Consider the following 19,730-nt stretch of genomic DNA (forward strand, 5'->3'; position numbering starts at 1 on the left):
GCCTGACAACGAGAGACTACCGCCCGCACCAGTCCCGCCAACAACGCCCACCTGATCAGGACGAGGACTGCGTGATGCCGCTGGAAGGCCGGATTCAGCACCGCAGAGTGCTCAGCGGAGCTATCAACGAATACCATCGCGCCACCTGACCAACCCGAAGAAACACCAGCCCAGATCGTACATGCGAGTTTGAAAACTACACATAATTTTCGGCAGGCGCAGTGTGATTGTACTGCAGAATCGAGGCACGGCAGGACAGCAACGATTCCCAGTGTGGGCATCGCATCTTAGTCGACCGCTGTCTTATCGCGAGCTTCCTCTCGTCCGCCACCGTTCCACGCGGACCCATCTCCATCTGAGCTGCCAGGATCGAAAGAGCTCACTCAACATAACAAACTCAGATTTAGTACCGGGGTCGCCGGTTGGCCCGTGACACTCGCCTACGCAGCGGGAGTGATTCACTATCGCTCCTGGCAACATCGGTGTGCAGTCGCGCAAGTTCTTCTTGCCTGGGCTGCCAGTCAACGAAAGGATAGAACGCCAGACGCCAGCACATGAGGCCCACCAATATTTCGCCGTATATTGGAATGATGCCCATGAACATGTCGCGCGGCCGATATGAAGCGAAGGTTGACAGTCCAAGCACTGTCATCATCGTAGCGAATCGATAGCAAATTACACTAACCAGGTCCGCCACATAGAGCGGGACGTCGCCCGCATCCTTCCCTCTTTGTAGAGGTTCGATAATATGTCGGCTAAAGACAACGAATAAGAGGATTTCGAGTGCAACAAAGACGACTATCATTGATGTGGCTAGAAATATTCTGCGTAACCGCTTTCGAGGCATGCGCCTTCCAGTGGGGTATCGAAGGGATGAATCAAGTCATGCCGTAACAATTGTTGGCCATATATAGGATCCTCGACATATATTTGCACTATTTCAGCAGACACCCCTGATGGACATTTCCCAGGTGCACACACCTCTCACGTCTTTGTATTCATCACCGGGATATCCTAGTACCCAGTTGCCCCAATATCTCCGCGTAATGACAGGAGTGAGATAGTTCTTTCGTTCGTTCGTGAAAGCCCACCTGAAGGATATGTCAATCCACCCCTTATATTCTCGCATCTCTCTATACATATACCTCTTGCGTGTAAGTGTGTCATATTTGGCGCACGCGCCCGACGAACTGTACTTGGCGCATACCTCAAGATAATCGGTTCTCACCCATATATCGAGAGTGTCGCGGTACTGAACCTTGTATTTTAGTTTATGATCCATTCGCGGAAATCCTCCCTGACTGTAGAGCAACTCAAGGAGGTCGCGTTTGATACTCTCGGGCATCTCGGCAGTCTCGGTAATCCATACGCCGACGATGAGTTGATGCCTATACCATTTCCCCTTCCGCCAATTCTTTTCTTGGCATTGCTTCGCCCCATATTTGCGCGCGCATGCCTGGAACTCAAGTTCAGGGCTGCAGTCCTTATAGCCCCCACATCCATTGTCCGGCCCGTAGGACGAACCGCCTCCTGATGCACCGCCCGAAAGAATGCTGCTCCACAGCCTCTCGAGCTCTTTCTGGCTCCTGCTGGGGTCGTATGCGTCGGCAAACATCTGGCGCTTCGCAGCCGACGCCTTCCAATACCCCTTCGGGGCCGGACGCCCCTTGCCAAGACCTGTGGGAACTACTCCTATACGCGCAGCTTCGCCTTCATCCCAATCAGGCAGGCTAAGAATATATTCAGGAGATTGAATATATCCTGACCACCATTGCTGACCGGTGAACGTTTCCGAGCAGATGCTTCCGCTGCAGACGTAACCTCCGCCGCTCGGCACACCGGTGCCCGTGTAGGCGAGGATATCGCTATCGCCCATAAGAATCTCTTCGCATCGATAAAACTGACTGGGGGTGCGGCAGAGTTCGTCCCTTGAGATGCCTTCGACGTTGTGTTGGAGGCCGGTGGACGCGGTGGCGTGGCCGGTGGGGTCGATGCCGGTGAGGGGTGAGGCGTTGGCGTAGGTGTAGCGGTTGGCTTGGACGGAGGGGTTGGGGTTGAGGGTGGCGGTGTCGCGGCTGGTGAAGGTGCCGGTACCGGGTTGGTACCAGCGGGCGTGCATGTTGGTCTTGCCGGTGTCGGGGTCGATGTAAGCGCGCTGGTAGCCGAGGTTGGTCTTGGCGCCCGTCTGTGCTGTGACGGCGCCGAAGGGGTCGTAGGCGGTACTGGCGGCCAGCGCGGTGGTGGTGAAGGTGGCGACGAGGTCGCGGTGCAGATCGGTGAAGGCGCCAGCGGCCGGGCTGGTACCTTCATGCAGGCCGAGCAGGTCGCCGAAGGGGTCACGGCCGTACTTGGCCTGGATGGCGCCGCTGGTGTCGGCGATGGCGGCCAGGTCGTTGCCGAGGCCGGAATAGGAGAAGGCATGCTTGGCGGTGCCGCGGGTGCGGGAGGTGACGCGGTTGAGCGCGTCGTAGCCGTAGAGGCTGTCGCCGTCGGCGACGAGCCGGTCGAATGCATCGAAGGTCAACTGAGTGGTGGTGCCAGCCTTGGTTTCGGTGGCCAGGGTGCCACGCGCCGTGTAGGTGTAGTCGGTGCCGTCGCCGCTGGTGAGGCGGTTGCGTTCGTCGTAGGTGAAGGTCTTGGTACCGGCTTTGATGCGGTTGCCGGAGGCGTCCCATCCGTAGTCGGTCTTGGCTCCGCCGGGGGCGGTCCAGGAGGTCAGGCGGCCAGCGTGGTCGTAGGTGTAGGTGTTGGTTCCCGCACCGGCAGTGCCCACGGTGGTCTTGGAGGTGAGGTTGTCGTCCTTGTCCCACCCGTAGGTGATCTTCGCCAGCTGGGCGCCCGCGCCGTTCTTCAACGTCTGGGACTCGAGGCGGTCGACGGCGTCGTAGATATAGGTCTGGCTGTCGCTGGCGGCGCCGGTGCTGGTCTTGCCGGTCATCGACGTGAGGCGGCTAGCCTTGTCGTAGCCGTAGGTTAACGTCCGGCCGGTGACCGGATCGACCGCCGTGGAGAGCCGGCCGACGTTGTCCCAGGTGAAGCTGGCCGTCCCAGCGGCATCGATACGCTGGCTGGGAGTGCCGAGCTCGCTGTAGGTATAGCTAGCCTGCTGGACGGTGCCCTTTTTCAGCGAAAGAGGCAGGTTGCGGTCGTTGTAGTCGATGCTCAGGTCGCCGATCGCCGTAGCGCGGCCAGCGAGATCGTAGCCGAAGGTGCGCTCGGCACTGGCTGCGCCGCCGCCCGTACCGGTCTCGGCGGTGAGGCGTCCCAGATGGTCGAAGGTGCGGTTGATACGCACCCCGCCTGGCTGTAGCGACGCTACCGGGTTTCCGGCCTGGTCGTAGATACTGGTCCAGCTGCGCTCTGCCAGGTTCGGGTGCGCGGTCGTCGAGGGCTCGCTGACCGATTCGGCAAGGCCGAGGCTGTTGTAAGTGGTCCAGGTGGCATTTCCGCGGCCATCGGTCTGCCGAGTGCGCGCGCCGGTGGCGTCGTAGCCGAATGACGTGGTGATCGACTCGGTCACGGAGAGCGGCTCAATCAACGAGGTGACTCGGTTGAGCGCGTCGTAGGTTTGCCTGGTGATGCGGCCTTCGGGTGAGGTGGCGCTGATCGGGTTACCGGCTGGGTCGTAGGTGGTGCTGGAACTGCGCACTACTGCGCCGCTGGCATTGAGATCCTGAGCGCCGACCTGGCGACCAGCCAGATCGTAGTCGGTGAGGGTGGCGTTGCCTTCCGGGTCGGTAGTCTTGATCAGGCGACCGGCCAGGTCGTAGCCCATCACCACCTTGTTGGCGGCCGGGTCGGTCTGCGCAGTGACTTCGCCCGCCGCGTTCACGGTGCGGGTGGTGGTGCGGTTTCCAGGGGCGATCTTCTTGGTCAGCGCGCCAGCGTCGTTGTATTCCTGCTTCGTGGTGTAGGCGACGGCGGTGGGGGTGCGTTCCACCTGCGTCGCGGTGATTGCCCGGCCTAGGTCATCGTAGGTGGCCTCGGTCCGCGCCCCTGTCGGGTCGACCGTGGCCAGCTTCTCTCCTACCAGGTCGTACTCGATGACGCTCCTACCAGCGATCTGCCCTGCAGGCGCCGGGTCGGTGATGCGCACCTGACGGCCGAGTTGGTCGTACTCGAAAGAGCGGACATTCCCGCGCGGATCGGTGGTCGAGGTCAGCTGGCCAGCCGCGTCATACGTGTGTGCGGTAGTGGGCGTCACCACCGTCCCGCCAGGTGGAATGTAGGACGGTGCGATCTGGCCGGTCAGTCGGCCAGCCTTATCGAAGACCGAAGTGAGTGTCCGGCCTTCTGCATCGGTCTTGTGCGTTTCGGCTCCCACAGCGTTGTAACCAATCCGGGCGGTCGGCTTCGCCGAGGTGCTAGATCCAGCCTTGTCGACCGCCACCTGCGGCCCCACCGCCTCGACCAGACGCCCCAGCACGTCGTAGCGCATCGTGGAGGTGAAGTCCGCCGCTGTCGCACCGGCCACGTTCCCCCGAGGGTCAGTGACGGCGCTGACCAAACCGCGCTCGTCGTAGGTCACCGTGGCAACCAGATCGTGATCGCCGTTCTTGACGGCCTCCCGCGTCGGCTGGTTGATCGGGTTGTAGGTGTACTCGGTGATCTCAGTTCGAGGCTGGCCGGCTCCCGTTCGGGTGACCTTGATGGGGTTGTTGGCCAGGTCGTAGTCGAAGGTGGTCTTGCGCTGCAGTTCGGCCGGATCGAACGTGGTGGAGGTGACGCGATTGGCCGCGTCCACGGTCTGTTCGGAGGTTACCTTGCCGCCACCGGTGACCTTCTTGGTCAGATTGGCGGCCAAATCATAAGTGCGGGACTCCAGGACGATGTCGCGTGGCGTGGTGGAGCCGTTGAGTTTGACGTCATCGGCGATGAGCTGGGAGGGCAGGTTGTCGTCGAAGTAGGTGTAGGACGTCTTGCGGCCCATTGCGTCAGCCTTGGAGGCCAGGCGCCCCGCAGGATCATAGGAGTACGATTCCAACACCACGTCCTTGGCGGGCTGCGGTGCGACGGGGCTGCCAGTCCAGCCTCTGAGCGTGCGCGTGAGCAACTCTCCGCGCTTGGAATAGCCGCTCTCGACGACAGTTCCGCGAGCGTCGGTTGTTCGAGTGAGCTGGCCCAGGCTGTTCCATATGGTGCGCACGATGCCGCCCTGCGGATCAGTGGTTGTCTCCCGGCGGCCTTGAGCGTCGTAGGTGTAAGTGGTGGTGCGCTCAAGGTCACCGCCGGTCAGGTCCGCGATCGTCTCGGTGCGCTTGTTACCGTCGGCGTCGTAGATGTGCCTAGCCTGTGTCGTGTGGGTGGCGTTGCTGATCTCGTTGCGCACACCAGGCCCGGTCTGGGTGGCCACACGGCTGAGACCGTCGTAGGTGAAGGTGGTCTTCACTCCGTCCGGGTGGGCTGTGGAGATCACCGAGTTCGAGGTGACTCGTCCGAGGGCGTCATGGGTGTAGGCGGTTTTCAGCCCCATCGGATTGGTTTCTTCGGCGACGTCGCCAGCGGCGGTGTATGCGTAGCGGGTTTCGCCGCCCTTGGGGTCACGCTGGGTCTTGAGCAAGCCCTTGGGGGTGGTACCGCCGCCGATGGCGGGTTCGGTGCCGTCGGTGTAGGTGTAGGAGATGCCCCACATCGCATCGCCGACTACATTGGGCCAGGTCTCGTTCTTCACCTGCCCGTACTCGTCGTAGTACCAGTGCGTGGCGTAGGTGTTGTCGAGCGCACTGGAGGATCGCTGGTCCAGGCGCGAGTGCATCTTGTCGTTCAGCGGGTCGAACGGGTTAGCGGCGTTCTCGTGGTAGCCGAACCACTCCCACTCACACCAAATCTGGCTCTTGCTCCGGCACGATCCCTTGCCCCACAGGTTGCCGCGCGCGGTCCACTGGCGGCCGAACACGTTGCCGTTAGGGTCGATGACATCACGCGGGTAGCCGCCGGTGTCATAGGTGTACTTGGTGATCTTCCCCAGCTGGTCCGCACGCGAGACGACGCGGTAGCCGCGCCAGGCGTCGTAGGTGGTGACGATCGTGTTCTGGTTGGGGTCGGTCACCGTCACCTTCGACAACCCGGTCGACTTGGCATAGTCGACGGTGCTGATCTGCCAGGTGCCGCCGTTGTTGTCGGTGTGCGTCTTGAGCCGGTCGGTCGCCGCGTCGTAGGTGTTGGCGGCCCATACCCGCCCGGACGGCAGCGTGATCTTGGTCATCTTGTACGGCGCCGCCGCGCGAGCCTCAAAGTGCAGGCGCACGTCCTCCGGCGTCAGCGGCTTGGCGTAGACCGCGACCTCGTCCAGCTGACCCCTGAACCCGAACGACGTCGTCGACCCGGCCGTACCGGGGGTGGCCGGCCACTGGCCACCTACCACCTGGCCGAACCCGACTTCCGCGTCGGCGGACCAGCCGCCCGTGATCGCTCCGGCGAGGGTGCCGACCTGCTGGCCGTCCAGGTAGAGCCGCTGCTCGCCCGCGGACAGGGTGATCGCCACGTGATGCCACTGCCCGTCGTTCACCACATTGGCCGAGGTGATGGGCGCGATCCCGGACCCGCGCCCGCACGGCGTAACTGACCGCGCAGCTTCCCGTCAGTGCCGACGTAGACGCGGCCCGAACCGGCCTCCGACGCTGCGCCGGTAGCGAGCAGCACACCGGACTGGGTGGTCTTGAACCAGGTCTCGAACGTGGCCGCGTCCTCCACCCGCGCCAGCGCATGCTCGGGAAGCACGATCTTCTGACTGCCCGAGACGGTCACCGCGGTGTCGCCGGTACCGGCGAGCGCTCCCGGCTGCTTCAGCGTGGCGCCGGAGTAGGCGGCCGGGCCTGCGCCCCAGCCCAGGTCGGCCGCGGTGGTGCCGGTCTGCTCGCCGAGCCGCCAGTAGCCGATCGGGTCGGAGTTGAGCACGGTGCTGCGATACAGGGAACCGTCGGTGTAGTCGAAGGTGACACAGTTCGGCGCCGCGACCGGCGAGCACACCTGCTTCAGCTGGTCACCCTGGTAGGTGTAGGTCCACGTCAGCGGCTGGCCGTTCACCGGCGGGGTGGAGACGGTGGCGACATGCGCGCCGTTCCAGGTGAAGCTCAGCGACCGGCCGCCCGGACTGGTCACGCTCGCCAGCTTGCCATCACCGTTGTAGGCGAACTCCTGGGCCCGGCCCAGATTGTCAGTGATCGTCGTCAGGCGGCCGGTGGCGTCGAACAGGTAGGAGGTCGACGACTTGTCCATCAGCCGCCACCCGGACGGCTCCTTCACACACGTGCCCGCCGTGCACACGTCCTTGAACGTTTGCACCAGCGTCGCGTACATGCCCGGCGGCGGCTGATAAGACCCATCGCCCTTGGCGGCGAAGCGGATCTGCCGCCCGTCCGGGTTGGTCAGCAGCAGCGTCGGCACCGCCGCCACCGACTCTGGCTGGATCTTCATGTCGAACCGGGTCGACCAGCCCGCCCCGAACATGCCGTCCCGGCGCGGATCCATCGCGTTGTAGGAGCGCACGATCGACAGCGGCGGCCCCGCGGCAGCAACCGACGCGTCGGTGAACGACGTCGTGTAGTTACCAGGCAGCTGATGGAACTCCTGCCCATCCACCCCCGAGGTGGCCAGCTGCGAGCCGATCGCCGGCTGCCGCACCCCGGTGGTGAACGACAGCGTCGGCGTCGTGGCCGTCTTCGACCAGACCACATCCAGTGCCGAGACGGTCCACCAGTACTCCTTGCCCCACACCAGCTTGCCCGCAGGTATCCGCCAGGTGTTGACATCGGCGGCCAGCTGGCCGGAGGTAAAACAACTCGCACCGGTCATGTCGGCGTTGTCGCACACCTCGAACGTGTACCGGATGTAGGTGCCGCCGTTGTTGCCGTAGGCGTGCGCGACCAGCAACGGCGTCAGCGAATCCACCAGCATCTCATCGACCGGGAACACATCATCAAAGGTCGGCGGATACCGCACTGGGTCCGGCGGCGGCGCATCCGAGCAATCCCCCTCCCGGTTCCAATACGGCCGCTCGATCCCCGCACCCTCCGGGGTGATCTCGTAATACGTCGAACCCGGCGGCTTGAACCGGGGCACCTCCACCCGGCTCGTCCAGATACCCAGCTGATACGAAACCTGCGACCAGCCCGCATACGAGCTGGAAGAGTTGTAGGCCGGATATGACGAACACAACACCGCCGCCAGCCGCGCCTCACCATCAGCACTCTTCGCAACCGCCTGCGGCGGATTCTCCTCCACATGCCGGCCCTCGGCCGGCAACCCGCCCTTACGCTTACGCGGATCCTGCCCCGACGGCTCCGTCTTCTCCCTGCTCGTCGTCGCGGCGGTATCCACCAGCGAAGGAAGCGGAAGCGGCGAGCCCGGCTGCTGATCCGGCGTATCCGGCACCACCTGGCCATCCACGACCGCCACCGAAGCCACGGCGGCCGAGACGGGTAACGCCGTGGTGAACGTCAAACCCGGCAACAGCGCCACCAATAACGCCGCCCACCACGCCTTCGCACGACCTAAACGCGTCAGCCCACCGCTGCGACCCATACGCCATCACACTCCGAACCAGCGAGGCACCCCAGACACACGGGCGCGAACACGGCTCCTCACCACCCAGCACGAACCACACTCGTCCGCCTCGGAGGTTCAGAGAAAGATCACATAAGCACGCAAATCTTAACTTCGGCCTTATATCGCCTCAAGAGCTATATTCTGTATCAGATAGTCACATACTGTTACATATGCGGCGACGACTCACCGAAGGCAGCCACAGCGCACGACACCGTTCCGCACGCCTCTCGCCATTGAACAACCGATCATGGAACGCGACAAGAGCGCGATCTACGTCTCTCCTAGATGCCTCCCGCCACCGGCCGCCCCACAGCGCCTCAGGACGGAACGTGACCGTCTGGCGCCGCCCAGCCCCTCACTGAAACCGCCCTTACAGCCGCCGCCTGATTTCACGGGTGACGAGTGTGCGCCTGCCGAAAATCCCCTCCGGCCAGGTCATGGCCTTGCGAAGCCCCAGGGTGTGTAGGCGCTCCTCGCTCGTCCGTGGAGGAGCACGGGTGCGGCATGATGATCGTTCGTGCTTCTTAGTCTGGCCTATCTGACCGTCACGAACGCCTTCGCCGCCTTGCGGCTACTGCCGATGAGTGATCGTGACAAGGATGCCGAGATTCTCGCTCTACGCCACCAGATCATGGTCTTGGAACGGCAGCTCGGCGCCGATGTGCGGGTGAGATTCACCCCCGAAGACCGCCTCTTCCTGGCGGCACTTCTGACCTCGCTTCCCCGCGCAGCCTTGTGTCGGCTCCGGCTTGTCGTCCGCCCGGACACCATCCTGCGCTGGCACCGCGAGATCGTGAAACAGCGGCACGCCCGGACCTGCCGGCCGAAGCGGCGAGGGCGCCCACCCACGGTCCGCTCCATTCGCATGCTCGTGCTGCGTTTGGTCCGGGAGAACCCCTCCTGGGGGTATCGGCGGGTGCACGGCGAGCTCACCACGCTCGGCCTCAAGGTCGCGCCGTCCACGGTCTGGGAGATCCTCAAGCAGGAAGGCATCAACCCAGCACCCGAACGAGCATCCACCACCTGGGCCGACTTCCTGCGATCACAAGCCGACGCGCTCCTGGCCTGCGACTTCATCGAAACCGTCACCCTTACCGGGCAGCGCCAGTACATCCTGGCCGTCATCGAGCACACCAGCCGACGTATTCGTGTGCTCGGCACCACCGCCCATCCGACAGCGGCCTGGGTCGCTCAAGCGATAAGAAACCTCGTCATGGACTTGGAGGATGCGCGCTGCAGGGTACGCTTTCTGATCCGCGACCGGGACGGCAAGTTCCCCGTCCTTATGGACGAGATTCTCGCCGAAACCGGTATCCAGACCGTGCTCACCGGCATCCGAATGCCACGGATGAACTCCATCATGGAACGGTGGGTGCAGACCTGCCGCCGCGAACTCCTGGACCGCTACCTGATCTGGAACGAACACCACCTACGCCACGCCCTGGCCGAGTACGAACGCTTCTACAACGAACCTCGCACCCATCAAGCCCTCGACCAGGCCGCCCCACTCCGCGCCGCACCCGACCCGATCACCGACCCGACGCGCATCACAGCCCTGAACATCCGCCGACACGACCGACTCGGAGGAATCCTCCACGAATACTCACACGCCGCTTGAACTGCACGGACGTAATTTTCGGCAGGCGCAGGCCCACAGAACACCGATGCCACGACGTTCTTGAACATGCACGGCGGTGGGCGCCGTCCCGGAACGTCCGGCACCGGAACCGCCAACGACGAGCATGCACCTGTTGCGAACCTCCGCTCGCCCGTGGCCTCGGAAAGCGGCGACTCAGGTGAATCGCGTGAACGTCGGCACTCGCTCAGCCACCTTCATTATGCGACGCTTCGAAGAAGGGCTTGTCGATATGAGGTAGACGCGCATCGCTATTCAGATTCCGGACCCGACTCAGGGCCGATATAAATCTCGACCCCATTTGAATTCCAAGCACGTGTATACCCACCGCCGGGCGCCCATATGACAAACTCATCGGATTCTAGAGACACCTGCCCATCATCCCCCCCTTCGAACCACTCAACAAGTATCTTCTCTCCTGCATTAAGCTCGTATTCGGCCGCCGTGGGTTCGAAGGCCACTGTGATCTTCTTGTCGGTTTTAATATGAAACTTCACTGTCTCTCTCTAAAGATTGTCCATGTACCACTGAAACAATTCCGCCCGCGAACGAGCGCTAGGGTTGATTTTGCTTGGATCATTGGCGTGCTTCGCGGCCGACTTCTGATGGACGTTCAGATAGAAGTTTCGCCATTGCTCCGCTTCTACCTTGGTTAGACCAAGCTTTCTCATTTTGGCCAGTTGTTCCGGTGTTGCCAGTTTCATGGCATCGGCCTTGCTGCGACCTCCCCATGCAACGTCGCCAAAGTCTGGCATGGAATTGAATCCCATACGCCGCCAGCTTTCGTTCACGATCTTCATGTCGACGGTTACACAATTGTGAACGAGGACGCTGGCGTCTTCCGTTTTCACGTAGTAGGTATGAATACCTTCGACCGATAGATTGTAGACCTGTTGCGGTGCTGTCCACCGCTCGACGCTCTGCACTCGAATCCAGGCCCCGGTCGTGGACCGAAGCCATCTGCCAGGTTGCAGATCAACCGCGTCGACCCATTCCTTGGAGTCGGCAGCCCAGAACGGGTGCGAATCTGTCGCCGTAACTGTGGAACGCTGAGGCTTTGAAGCTGACTCGTCGCCGAAGGCGATCTTGACGAGGCCCTTCACGCCCTGGCCGACGATGACATCGACTACGGCCCGCGCAGCGGTGATCCCGGTAGTCGGGTCGGTTGCGACCACGCGTTCACCGAGTTCTATCTCGGAGATCTTCTTATAGCTTCCGTCCGCCATAAGGATCCTGGTTTCTGGCGTAAAGCTATGTTTGCATGCCTTGGCTGCGACCTCGAAGGCGTTGTCGAACTTTTTGAAGAGGCCTGCGAGCTTTCCTGTGGCGCGACCCGCCAGCTTGGCTAGAGACCCGCCCGGAATGAAGTTCGAGAGGAAAAGGGCACACGATACGAAGCTTCCCGCTACGCACTTGTCCGCATCCTCGAAAAAGAAGTTGGTTACGGAGATCATAAACCGGTTGAACCAGTGATCCGGAAGCTTAATGTGATTGAGTCTGGCCTGCTTGAGGATCTCCCATTCAATATTATTGATTCCTAGCGCGACCGCGGCTCCATTGCAACCCGTATTATGGGCGTCTCCCTCTCCGAGGCAGTACTGGTCAAAGTATAGGGCTTGCCTGGCAAGCTTGGCTGCTGCCTGCATCGCATCACAGGCCTTAGCGCCCAACTCTTTCTTGCATTTTGCCATTCCCCACGTGCTGGGCTCCGGGACATTCTTCCCCCCGGCGCTGCCCATATCTCCGCCGAGCTTGTACTGTGCCCAGGCCGAGAGGATTTCCAACTCGCTCTTACCTGCGTAGGCCATGCCGATGATCTTTTGGCGGATCTTCTTAGATCCTTCCCAAAATCCCTTCAGGTCCTCGATCCACATTCCGTTGGGAAGGTGACCGAGCCGCTTCATCTCCTCTTCGGTCATCACCGTGATGCCGGTGAGCTCGAAACCACCGCATTTATCCAGGCCGGCCCCGCTGCAAGCCACGCTGCCGCCGCCTCCGCCGACGGAACCCCCGACGAGCATGAAATCGGTGGCGCCGACGCCGCAACGCTGAATCGATCCGGAGGCGCCGCACGGGTCTCCTGCGTAGCCGGGGTCCAGGCCGGTGGATTCGCGGGCGTGGCCGGTGGGGTCGATGCCGGTGAGGGGTGAGGCGTTGGCGTAGGTGTAGCGGTTGGCCTGGACGGAGGGGTTGGGGTTGAGGGTGGCGGTGTCGCGGCTGGTGAAGGTACCGGTTCCGGACTGGTACCAGCGGGCGTGCATGTTGGTTTTGCCGGTGTCGGGGTCGGTGTATTCGCCTTGGTAGCCGAGGTTGGTCTTGGCGCCGGTGCGTTCGGTGACGGTGCCGAACGGGTCGTAGGCGGCGGTGGTGGTCAGCGTGCTGCCGGTGAAGGTGGCGACGAGGTCGCCGTGCAGGTCGGTCAGCGTGCCGGCCGCTGGTTCTGTGCCTTCTTGCTGGCCGAGGAGGGCACCGGATGGGTCACGGCCGTAGCGGCCCTGGACACCGCCGAAAGTGTCGCTGATCGCGGCCAGGTCGTTGCCGAGGCCGGAGTAGGCGAAGGTCTGCTTGGCGGCGCCGCGGATGCGGGAGCTGACGCGGTCGAGGGCGTCGTAGCTGTAGAGGCTTTCGCCGTCGGCGATCAGGCGGTCGAAGGCGTCGAAGGTCAGGTTTGTCGTCTGACCGTTTTTGGTTTCGGTGGCGAGGGTGCCGCGCGCCGTGTAGGTGTAGTCGGTGCCGTCGCCGGTGGTGAGGCGGTTGCGTTCGTCGTAGGTGAAGGTTTTGGTGCCGGCTTTGGTGCGGTTGCCGGAGGCGTCCCAGCCGTAGTCGGTCTTGGTGCCGCCAGGGGCGGTCCAGGAGGTGAGGCGGCCAGCGTGGTCGTAGGTGTAGGTGTTGGTGCCTGCTCCTGCGGTGCCTGCGGTGGTTTTGGCGGTGAGGTTGTCGTCCTTGTCCCACCCGTAGGTGATCTTCGCCAGCTGGGCGCCCGCGCCGTTCTTTAACGTCTGGGTTTCGAGACGGTCGACGGCGTCGTAGGTGAACGTTTGGGAGTCGGCGGCGGCGCCGGCGCTGGTCTTGCCGGTCAGCGTCTTGAGGCGGCTGGACTTGTCGTAGCCGTAGGTGAGCGTGCGGCCGGTGACCGGGTCGACCGCAGTCGCGAGCCGGCCGACGTTGTCCCAGGTGAAGGTGGCAGTCCCGGCGGCGTCGACGCGCTGGGAGGGGTTGCCGAGCTCGTTGTAGGTGTAGCCGGTCTGCTGGACGGTGCCCTTCTTCACGTTCAGGGGCAGGCCGCGGTCGTTGTAGTCCACGGTCAGGTCGCCGATCGCGGTGGCGCGCCCGGCCAGGTCGTAGCTGAAGGTGCGCTCCGCTGTGGCGGCGCCGCCCCCTGTGCCGGTTTCGGCGGTGGGGCGGTTCAGGTGGTCGAAGGTGCGGTCGATGCGCACCCCGCCGGGCAGCAGCGACGCAGTCGGGTTGCCCGCCTGGTCGTAGATACTGGTCCAGGTGCGGTCGGCCAGGTTCGGGTGCGCCGCGGTGGCCGGCTCGGTCACGCTCTCAGCCAGGCCGAGGGTGTTGTAGCTGGTCCAGGTGGCGTTGCCGCGACCGTCGGTCAGCCGGGTCCGCGCGCCGCTGGCGTCGTAGCCGAACGACGTGGTGATCGACTCGCCGGCTGCGATCGGCTCGATCAGCGAGGTGACCCGGTTGAGCGCATCGTAGGTCTGCCGCGTGATGTGACCCTCGGGCGAGGTCGCCGACACGGGGTTGCCCGCAGCGTCGTAGGCGGTCGAGGCGGAGCGGACCATCGCCCCGGTCGCGTTGAGGTCCTGGGCACCGATCAGGCGCCCGGCCAGGTCGTACTCGGCGACGGTGGCGTTGCCCTCGCCGTCGGTCGTCTTGACCAGGCGTCCGGCCAGGTCGTAGTCCATGACCGTCTTGTTCGTCGCCGGGTCGGTCTGGGTGGTGACCTCACCGGCCGCGTTCACCGCGAACCCCGTGGTCCGGTTGCCGGGCGCGATTTCCTTGGTCAGCACGCCGGCGTCGTTATACTCCAGCTTCGTCGTATACGCCGCCGCGGACGGCTTGCGTTCCACCACGGTGGCGGTGATGGCCCGGCCCAGGTCGTCATACGTCGCCTCGGTGCGCGCTCCGGTCGGGTCGATCTTCGCCAGCGTCTGCCCGGCCAGGGAGTACTCCGTCACCGACTGGCCCGCGCTCTGCCCGGCGGGCGCGGGGTCGGTGCTGCGCACCTGCCGGCCCAGCTGGTCGTATTCGAAGGAGGAGATGTTGCCGCGCGGGTCGGTGGTCTTGATCAGCTGGCCCGCAGCGTCGTAGGTGTGGGTCACTGTCGGGGTGACTGCCGTGCCGCCGGGAGGGGTGTAGGAGGGCGCGATCTGGCTGGTCAGCCGGCCCGCCTTGTCGAAAGCGGAGGTGACCGTTCGCCCTTCGGCGTCCGTGTTGTGCGTGGTCGCGCCCACCGTGTCGTATCCGAGCCGGATGGTCGGCTTGCCGTTGGTGCTGGAGCCGGCCTTGTCCACCGCCACCTGTGGCCCGACCGCTTCGACCAGGCGTCCCAGCGCGTCGTAGCGCATGGTGGTGGTGAAGTCGGCAGCCGACGCGCCCGCGACATTGCCCCGCGGGTCGGTCATCGCCGTCACGAGGCCGCGGTCGTCGTAGGTGAGGGTGGAGACCAGGTCTACATCGCCGTTCTCGACGGTCTCCCGCGTCGGCTTGTTGTCCTTGTTGTAGACGTGTTCTGTGCTTTCGGCGCGGGTCGATCCTGCGCCGCTGCGGCTGGTCTTGACGACGTTGCCGTTGGCGTCGTAGGTGAAGACCGTCTTGCGCTTGAGCTTGGCCGGATCGAAGGTCTGCGACGTGATGAGATTCGCGGCGTCGAAGACGACCTCGGTTGTCGCCAGACCGCCGCCCGCCACGAGCTTGACCTGGTTGCCCGCGGCATCGTAGGTGTGCTCCTCCAGCACCACGTCCCGGGCGGTCGTGACGCCGTTCAGTTTCGCGTCGTCGGCGATCTTCTTCGACAGCAGGTTGTCGGTGAAGTAGGTGAACGAGGTCTTGCGGCCCATCGCATCGGTTTGCATGGCCAGACGGCCGCCGGGGTCGTAGGCGAAGGCCTCCAGCACCACGTCCTGGGCGGGCTGCGGATTGACCGGGCTGCCCGTCCACCCCTTCAACGTGCGCGTAGTGAGTTCGCCACGCTTGCTGTAGCCGTTCTCGATCACCGTTCCGCGGGCGTCGGTCACCCGGGCCAGCTGGCCGAGCGTGTTCCACGCTTGCCGGACCACGCCGCCTTCAGGGTCGGTGATCGTCTCGGCCCGGCCCTGGCCATCGTAGGTGGAAACCGTGGACCGGGCGGCATCGCCGCCGGTCAAGTCAGTGACGGTCTCGCTCAGCGTGTTGCCGTCCGGGTCGTAAGCGAACGTGGTCTTCTTCGTGTGCGTGATGCCGGAGACCTCGTTCTTCACCGCGGGTTCCGTGCGGGTCGCCACCCGATCGGCGCCGTCGTAGGTGACGGTGGTTTTCACACCGTCGGGGAAGGCCGCCGACACCTGCGTCGAGTTGTCCAGCCGCCCGACGGCGTCGTACTCCAGCTTCGTGACCAGCCCTTCCGGCGAGGTCTGCTCGACCAGGTCCCCGGCGGCGGTGTAGCGGTAGCTCCACGCGTTGCCCCGCGGGTCGGTCTTCGACTTGGCCAGACCCGCCGGGGTGGTGCCACCACCGACCGCGGGTTCGCTGCCGTCGGTGTAGGTGAGGCCTACGGTGCGGCCTTGCGGGAAGTCGGGGGTGGCGGGGGTGGTCAGCTTGGTCTGCTCGCCGAAGGTGTTGTAGTCGATCGTGGTGGCGTAGGTGTTGTCGGTCGCGCTGGCCGAGCGCGGGTCGCGGAGCTTGATGGGGCGGTCGTTGCGGGGGTCGAACTGGTCGCCGGTGTTGAGGTGGTATTGGGTGCGCTGGGTCTGGCAGTTGCCGGCGGCGCGGCAGGTGGTGGTGGTCAGCACGTTGCCGCGTTTGTCGTTGGTGCGCTGCACGGTGACGTTGTTGGGGTCGACGACCTTGGACAGGTAGCCGCCGGTGTCGTAGGTGTAGCTGGTCTTCTTGCCGAGCTGGTCGGTCTGCGAGACCAGTCGGTAGCCGCGCCAGGCGTCGTAGACCGAGGTGATGGTCTCGCCTGCGGGGTCTTTGACGGTGACGGTGGACATGCCGGTGCTGCGGTTGATCACCGGTTCGTTGATCGTCCAGGTGCCGCCGTGCTGGCTGGTGTGGGTCTTCAGCCGGTCGGTGGAGACGTCGTAGGCGTTGGCCGCCCAGGTACGGCCTGAGGGCAGGGTGATCGAGGTGAGCTTGTGCGGCGCCTCGGCGCGGGCGGCGAAATGGCGCTGGACCTCGGCCTCGGACAGGGGCCGGTCGTAGACGGCGGCCTCGTCGACCTGCCCGCTGATCCCGCCGAGTTCCAGGTTGGTGACGTAGTCGGTGTTGGAGACCTGCTCGGTCAGCGTGCCCTGGACCTGGCCGTCCACATACAATGTCTGCGTGTCACCGGCGATAGTCAGCACGGCATGGTGCCAGTTGCCGTCGTTGACCGGCGCGGCGGAGACAATAGGGCTGCCGATCGGCTCGTAGGAGGCTGCCAGCTTGCCGCCGGCGTCGACCTGCATCACCTTGTGCGCGGGTACGAACGGGCCGCTGGTGCGCATCAGGGTGCCGGTGGCGGTGGTCTTGAACCAGGTCTCCAGCGTGGCCCACTCGCCGGCCTTCTGCACGGTGTCGGCCGGCAGATCGACGTAGGCGGTGTTGGTCACCTGGACCGAGGTGTCGGGGGTGCCGGACAAGGCGCCCGGCTTGCCGAGCGCGGCGGCGGAGTAGCGGGCGTCGCCGGCGCCCCAGCCGAGGTCCTTGGCCGTGGTGCCGGAGGCCTCGTTCAGCCGCCAGTAGCCCATCGGGTCGGAGTCCAGTACGGCGCTGCGATACAGCGACCCGGGATTGTGCCCGTAGATGGTGCACTCGTTGGCCGGATTGCACACCTTGTCCAGCACGTCGCCGGTGTAGGCATAGGTCCAGGTGAGCGGGGCGCCGCCGACCGGGTCGGTGGCGACCGAGGTGACGTGGGCGCCGGTCCAGGTGAAGGTCAGGGACCGGCCGCCGGTCCCGGTGGCCTTGGCCAGCTTGCCGTCGGCACCGTACTCCAGCGTTTGGGCGCGCCCGCGCTTGTCGGTGATCTTCGTGAGCCGGCCGACGGCATCAAACAGGTAGGTGGTGGCGGCCTTGTCCATCAGCCTCCAGCCGCCCTCGGCAGGCTTGGCCAGCGTCGCGTACAGGCCCGGCGGAGGCTGGAAGCTGCCGTTCTTCTTGTCGGCGAAGCGCACCTCGCGCCCGTCGGCGAAGGTGACCAGCGCTGCCTCCCGGCCGCGAACGTTCTCCGGGGTGATGCGCATGTCCCAGCGGGTGGACCAGCCCGCCCCGAACACGCCGGTGCGCCGGGTGTCCATGCTGTTGTAGGAGCGCACCACCGACAGCGCCGGGCCGGCCACCGGCACCGGCACCGAAGCATCGGTGAAGCTGGTGGTGTAGTTACCGGCCTGCTGGTGGAACTCCTGCCCGGACACGCCCGAGGTCGCCAGCTGCGAGGTGATCGTCGGCTGGCGCACCCCCACCGTGAACGACCGGATCGGCGTGGTGGAGTTCTGACCGCCGACCGTGGAGGCGTCGTGAAGCTTGACCCGCCACCAGTACTGCCGGCCCCACGACAGCGTCCCGTCGGGCACCTTCCATTCGGCGTCCAGGGCGCAGCACACGTCCTTGGTCACACAGCCGGTCATCGCCGGGCCGTCACACACCTCGAACTGGAAGCTGATCGTCGCGCCCTGCCACGTGGAGCCCTTGATCTTGAGCGTCGGCTCCTCGGTCAGCAGCAACGCGCCGTTGGCCGGCGTCATCGATACCATCTGCGGCGCCGGCGGCGGCGGGCACGGCCCGATCAGGCGCCAGCCCGTCTGATCCTCGTGCGGCGGATGCGAGTTCAGATTTCCGGGGATGTTCATCGTGGTCGCCCAGATGCGGCCACCCGAATACACCCGCGCACCGTACGCGTACGACGCGCCCCACTGCCACCGCTGCTCATTCCCGCACGGCGGCTCCACCGCGGCCAGCTCGCGCGTCAACCCCTCACGCTGCTCCTCCGGCAACGCGTCCTTCGGCGGCTCCGCCTCCTGCGCGGGCATGCCCGCCTTCGCGGTGGTCCGCGTCGCCTCGGCAGAAGTCAGCGACGGCAGGCCCGCGGCCGTACCGGTCGCCTGCCGGGGCGTCTGGATCGGTCCATCTGCGGACGTTGTCGAAGCGACACGATCATTGGCGACGGCCGGCAGCACCTGAAATGACAGCAAACCGGGCACCAGCCCGGCCAGCGACAGCAAGGCAAGCTGGGAACGAGCCCATGACGAATAGCGACGCATGCGCCGTCACACTCCGAACCAACGAGGGGCAGCCCCGACAAGCGGGGTTGCCGGACGTCGCTCTGCTCACCGACATGGACAACGCCCACTCCATCGGAGGCTCAGAGCCAAGACCAAACGGGCAGATCGTAACTATCTCCGCAGACAAACCACAAGATCAGAATTGAGTTATTGAATGTACAGAGAGTGATGATTGGGGCAAATGGTTCATAGGCTCAGCCGCGCGTGCCAGATCGTGGAGGTGGCGACCGGAGGCTTCCAGGATCTGCGGCCACTAAAGCAACAGGCCTGGACGTCACCATGGGACTCGTCAGAGGCGCCTTGTACCGCTTCCCCGGGGCCCCTTTCCCGCAGGCGCCGCATGGCCTACTGGATGTACGGACGGCATCACCCGGCCTGGACCGATACAGTTCGTGATCACCAGAGGAGCGTGGCAGGACAAGGGGACAGGGTGGCCGACCACAGCAGAGGACGGCCCGGCTGGCTGCACGTCGGCCCCTTGGAGGGGCGGCTGACCCGCGCGTGGGAGCCAGGCGTCTTCCCGCCCGCGGAATCTCTGTTAGCGATCATGACGATCGCGGCCGTTCCCCGCCGCCTGGCTACGCAGCTGGCCGCCCATCTGAGCGGCGGGATCGTCGTCGGTCCGGGCGCCGTTCCCGATCTTCCCGGTTTTACCTATCTGCGCGAGGTCGAGCTTCCGCTGCAAGCCGGTACCTGGGAGGTCAGCGCCGGGGTCTACGACCCTGCCCGCCGGGCCATCGGGGTGGGGAGCGTCCCCTCGCCCTCGGTCAGCGTCGCCGCCCACGAGCTGGGTCATGCGGTCGACGACATGGACGACAGAGCGTCACAAGAGACGTTCTGGCTGGCGTTGCACGCCCGGCGCGCCGCGCACCTGGCTCCGCCGTACCGGCAGGATGTCGCGGAGCTGTTCGCGGAGTGTTTCGCGTGCCTGCTGACCCGCCGGGCCCGGCGCCTGATCCAGCTCCTAGGGGAGGAGAGCGCGGCCCAGCAGGTCTATGCGTGGCTGTCGGGCCGCTATGGCATCGGCTGATCGGTGCTCTCCCCCAGCGTCGCGGGGGAAGCTATGCTGACAA

The 19,730-nt window shown here is 64.7% G+C and carries 6 protein-coding genes; 2 read left to right on the top strand and 4 right to left on the bottom strand.

Annotated features, from left to right (window positions below):
• Nucleotides 1-940: 940 nt before the first annotated feature.
• Together ACFWY5_RS46590 and ACFWY5_RS46595 are read right to left on the bottom strand one after the other, a co-directional pair.
• On the bottom strand, nt 941-6,484 hold the full coding sequence (locus ACFWY5_RS46590; RefSeq protein WP_379638710.1) for an RHS repeat-associated core domain-containing protein: 5,544 nt from the start codon (nt 6,482-6,484) through the stop codon (nt 941-943).
• Nucleotides 6,485-6,504: 20 nt separating this feature from the next.
• Complete coding sequence (locus ACFWY5_RS46595) at nt 6,505-8,523, bottom strand: DUF6531 domain-containing protein (protein ID WP_379638711.1); 2,019 nt, start codon at nt 8,521-8,523, stop codon at nt 6,505-6,507.
• Nucleotides 8,524-9,064: 541 nt separating this feature from the next.
• Here ACFWY5_RS46595 and ACFWY5_RS46600 point away from each other — a divergent pair.
• Entirely contained in the window at nt 9,065-10,165 is a 1,101-nt protein-coding gene (locus ACFWY5_RS46600; RefSeq protein WP_379626515.1) for an integrase core domain-containing protein, read from the top strand.
• 269 nt (nt 10,166-10,434) lie between these two features.
• Here ACFWY5_RS46600 and ACFWY5_RS46605 read toward each other — a convergent pair whose 3' ends face one another.
• Entirely contained in the window at nt 10,435-10,680 is a 246-nt protein-coding gene (locus ACFWY5_RS46605; RefSeq protein ID WP_379626513.1) for a hypothetical protein, read from the bottom strand.
• Nucleotides 10,681-10,689: 9 nt separating this feature from the next.
• Nucleotides 10,690-18,636, bottom strand: coding sequence for a polymorphic toxin-type HINT domain-containing protein (locus ACFWY5_RS46610; protein WP_379638712.1), 7,947 nt, complete (start codon nt 18,634-18,636; stop codon nt 10,690-10,692).
• Nucleotides 18,637-19,066: 430 nt separating this feature from the next.
• Between ACFWY5_RS46610 and ACFWY5_RS46615 the strand changes: the two genes are divergently transcribed.
• Complete coding sequence (locus ACFWY5_RS46615; RefSeq protein ID WP_379638713.1) at nt 19,067-19,687, top strand: hypothetical protein; 621 nt, start codon at nt 19,067-19,069, stop codon at nt 19,685-19,687.
• Nucleotides 19,688-19,730 lie beyond the last annotated feature (43 nt).

Origin of the sequence: Nonomuraea sp. NPDC059007, from assembly GCF_042740555.1 — a bacterium.
GTDB lineage: Bacteria > Actinomycetota > Actinomycetes > Streptosporangiales > Streptosporangiaceae > Nonomuraea.

Coding starts and splice junctions, on each gene's coding strand:
- ACFWY5_RS46595 (WP_379638711.1), bottom strand. CDS start 8,523: ATGGGTCGCAGCGGTGGGCTGACGCGTTTAGGTCGTGCGAAGGCGTGG.
- ACFWY5_RS46610 (WP_379638712.1), bottom strand. CDS start 18,636: ATGCGTCGCTATTCGTCATGGGCTCGTTCCCAGCTTGCCTTGCTGTCG.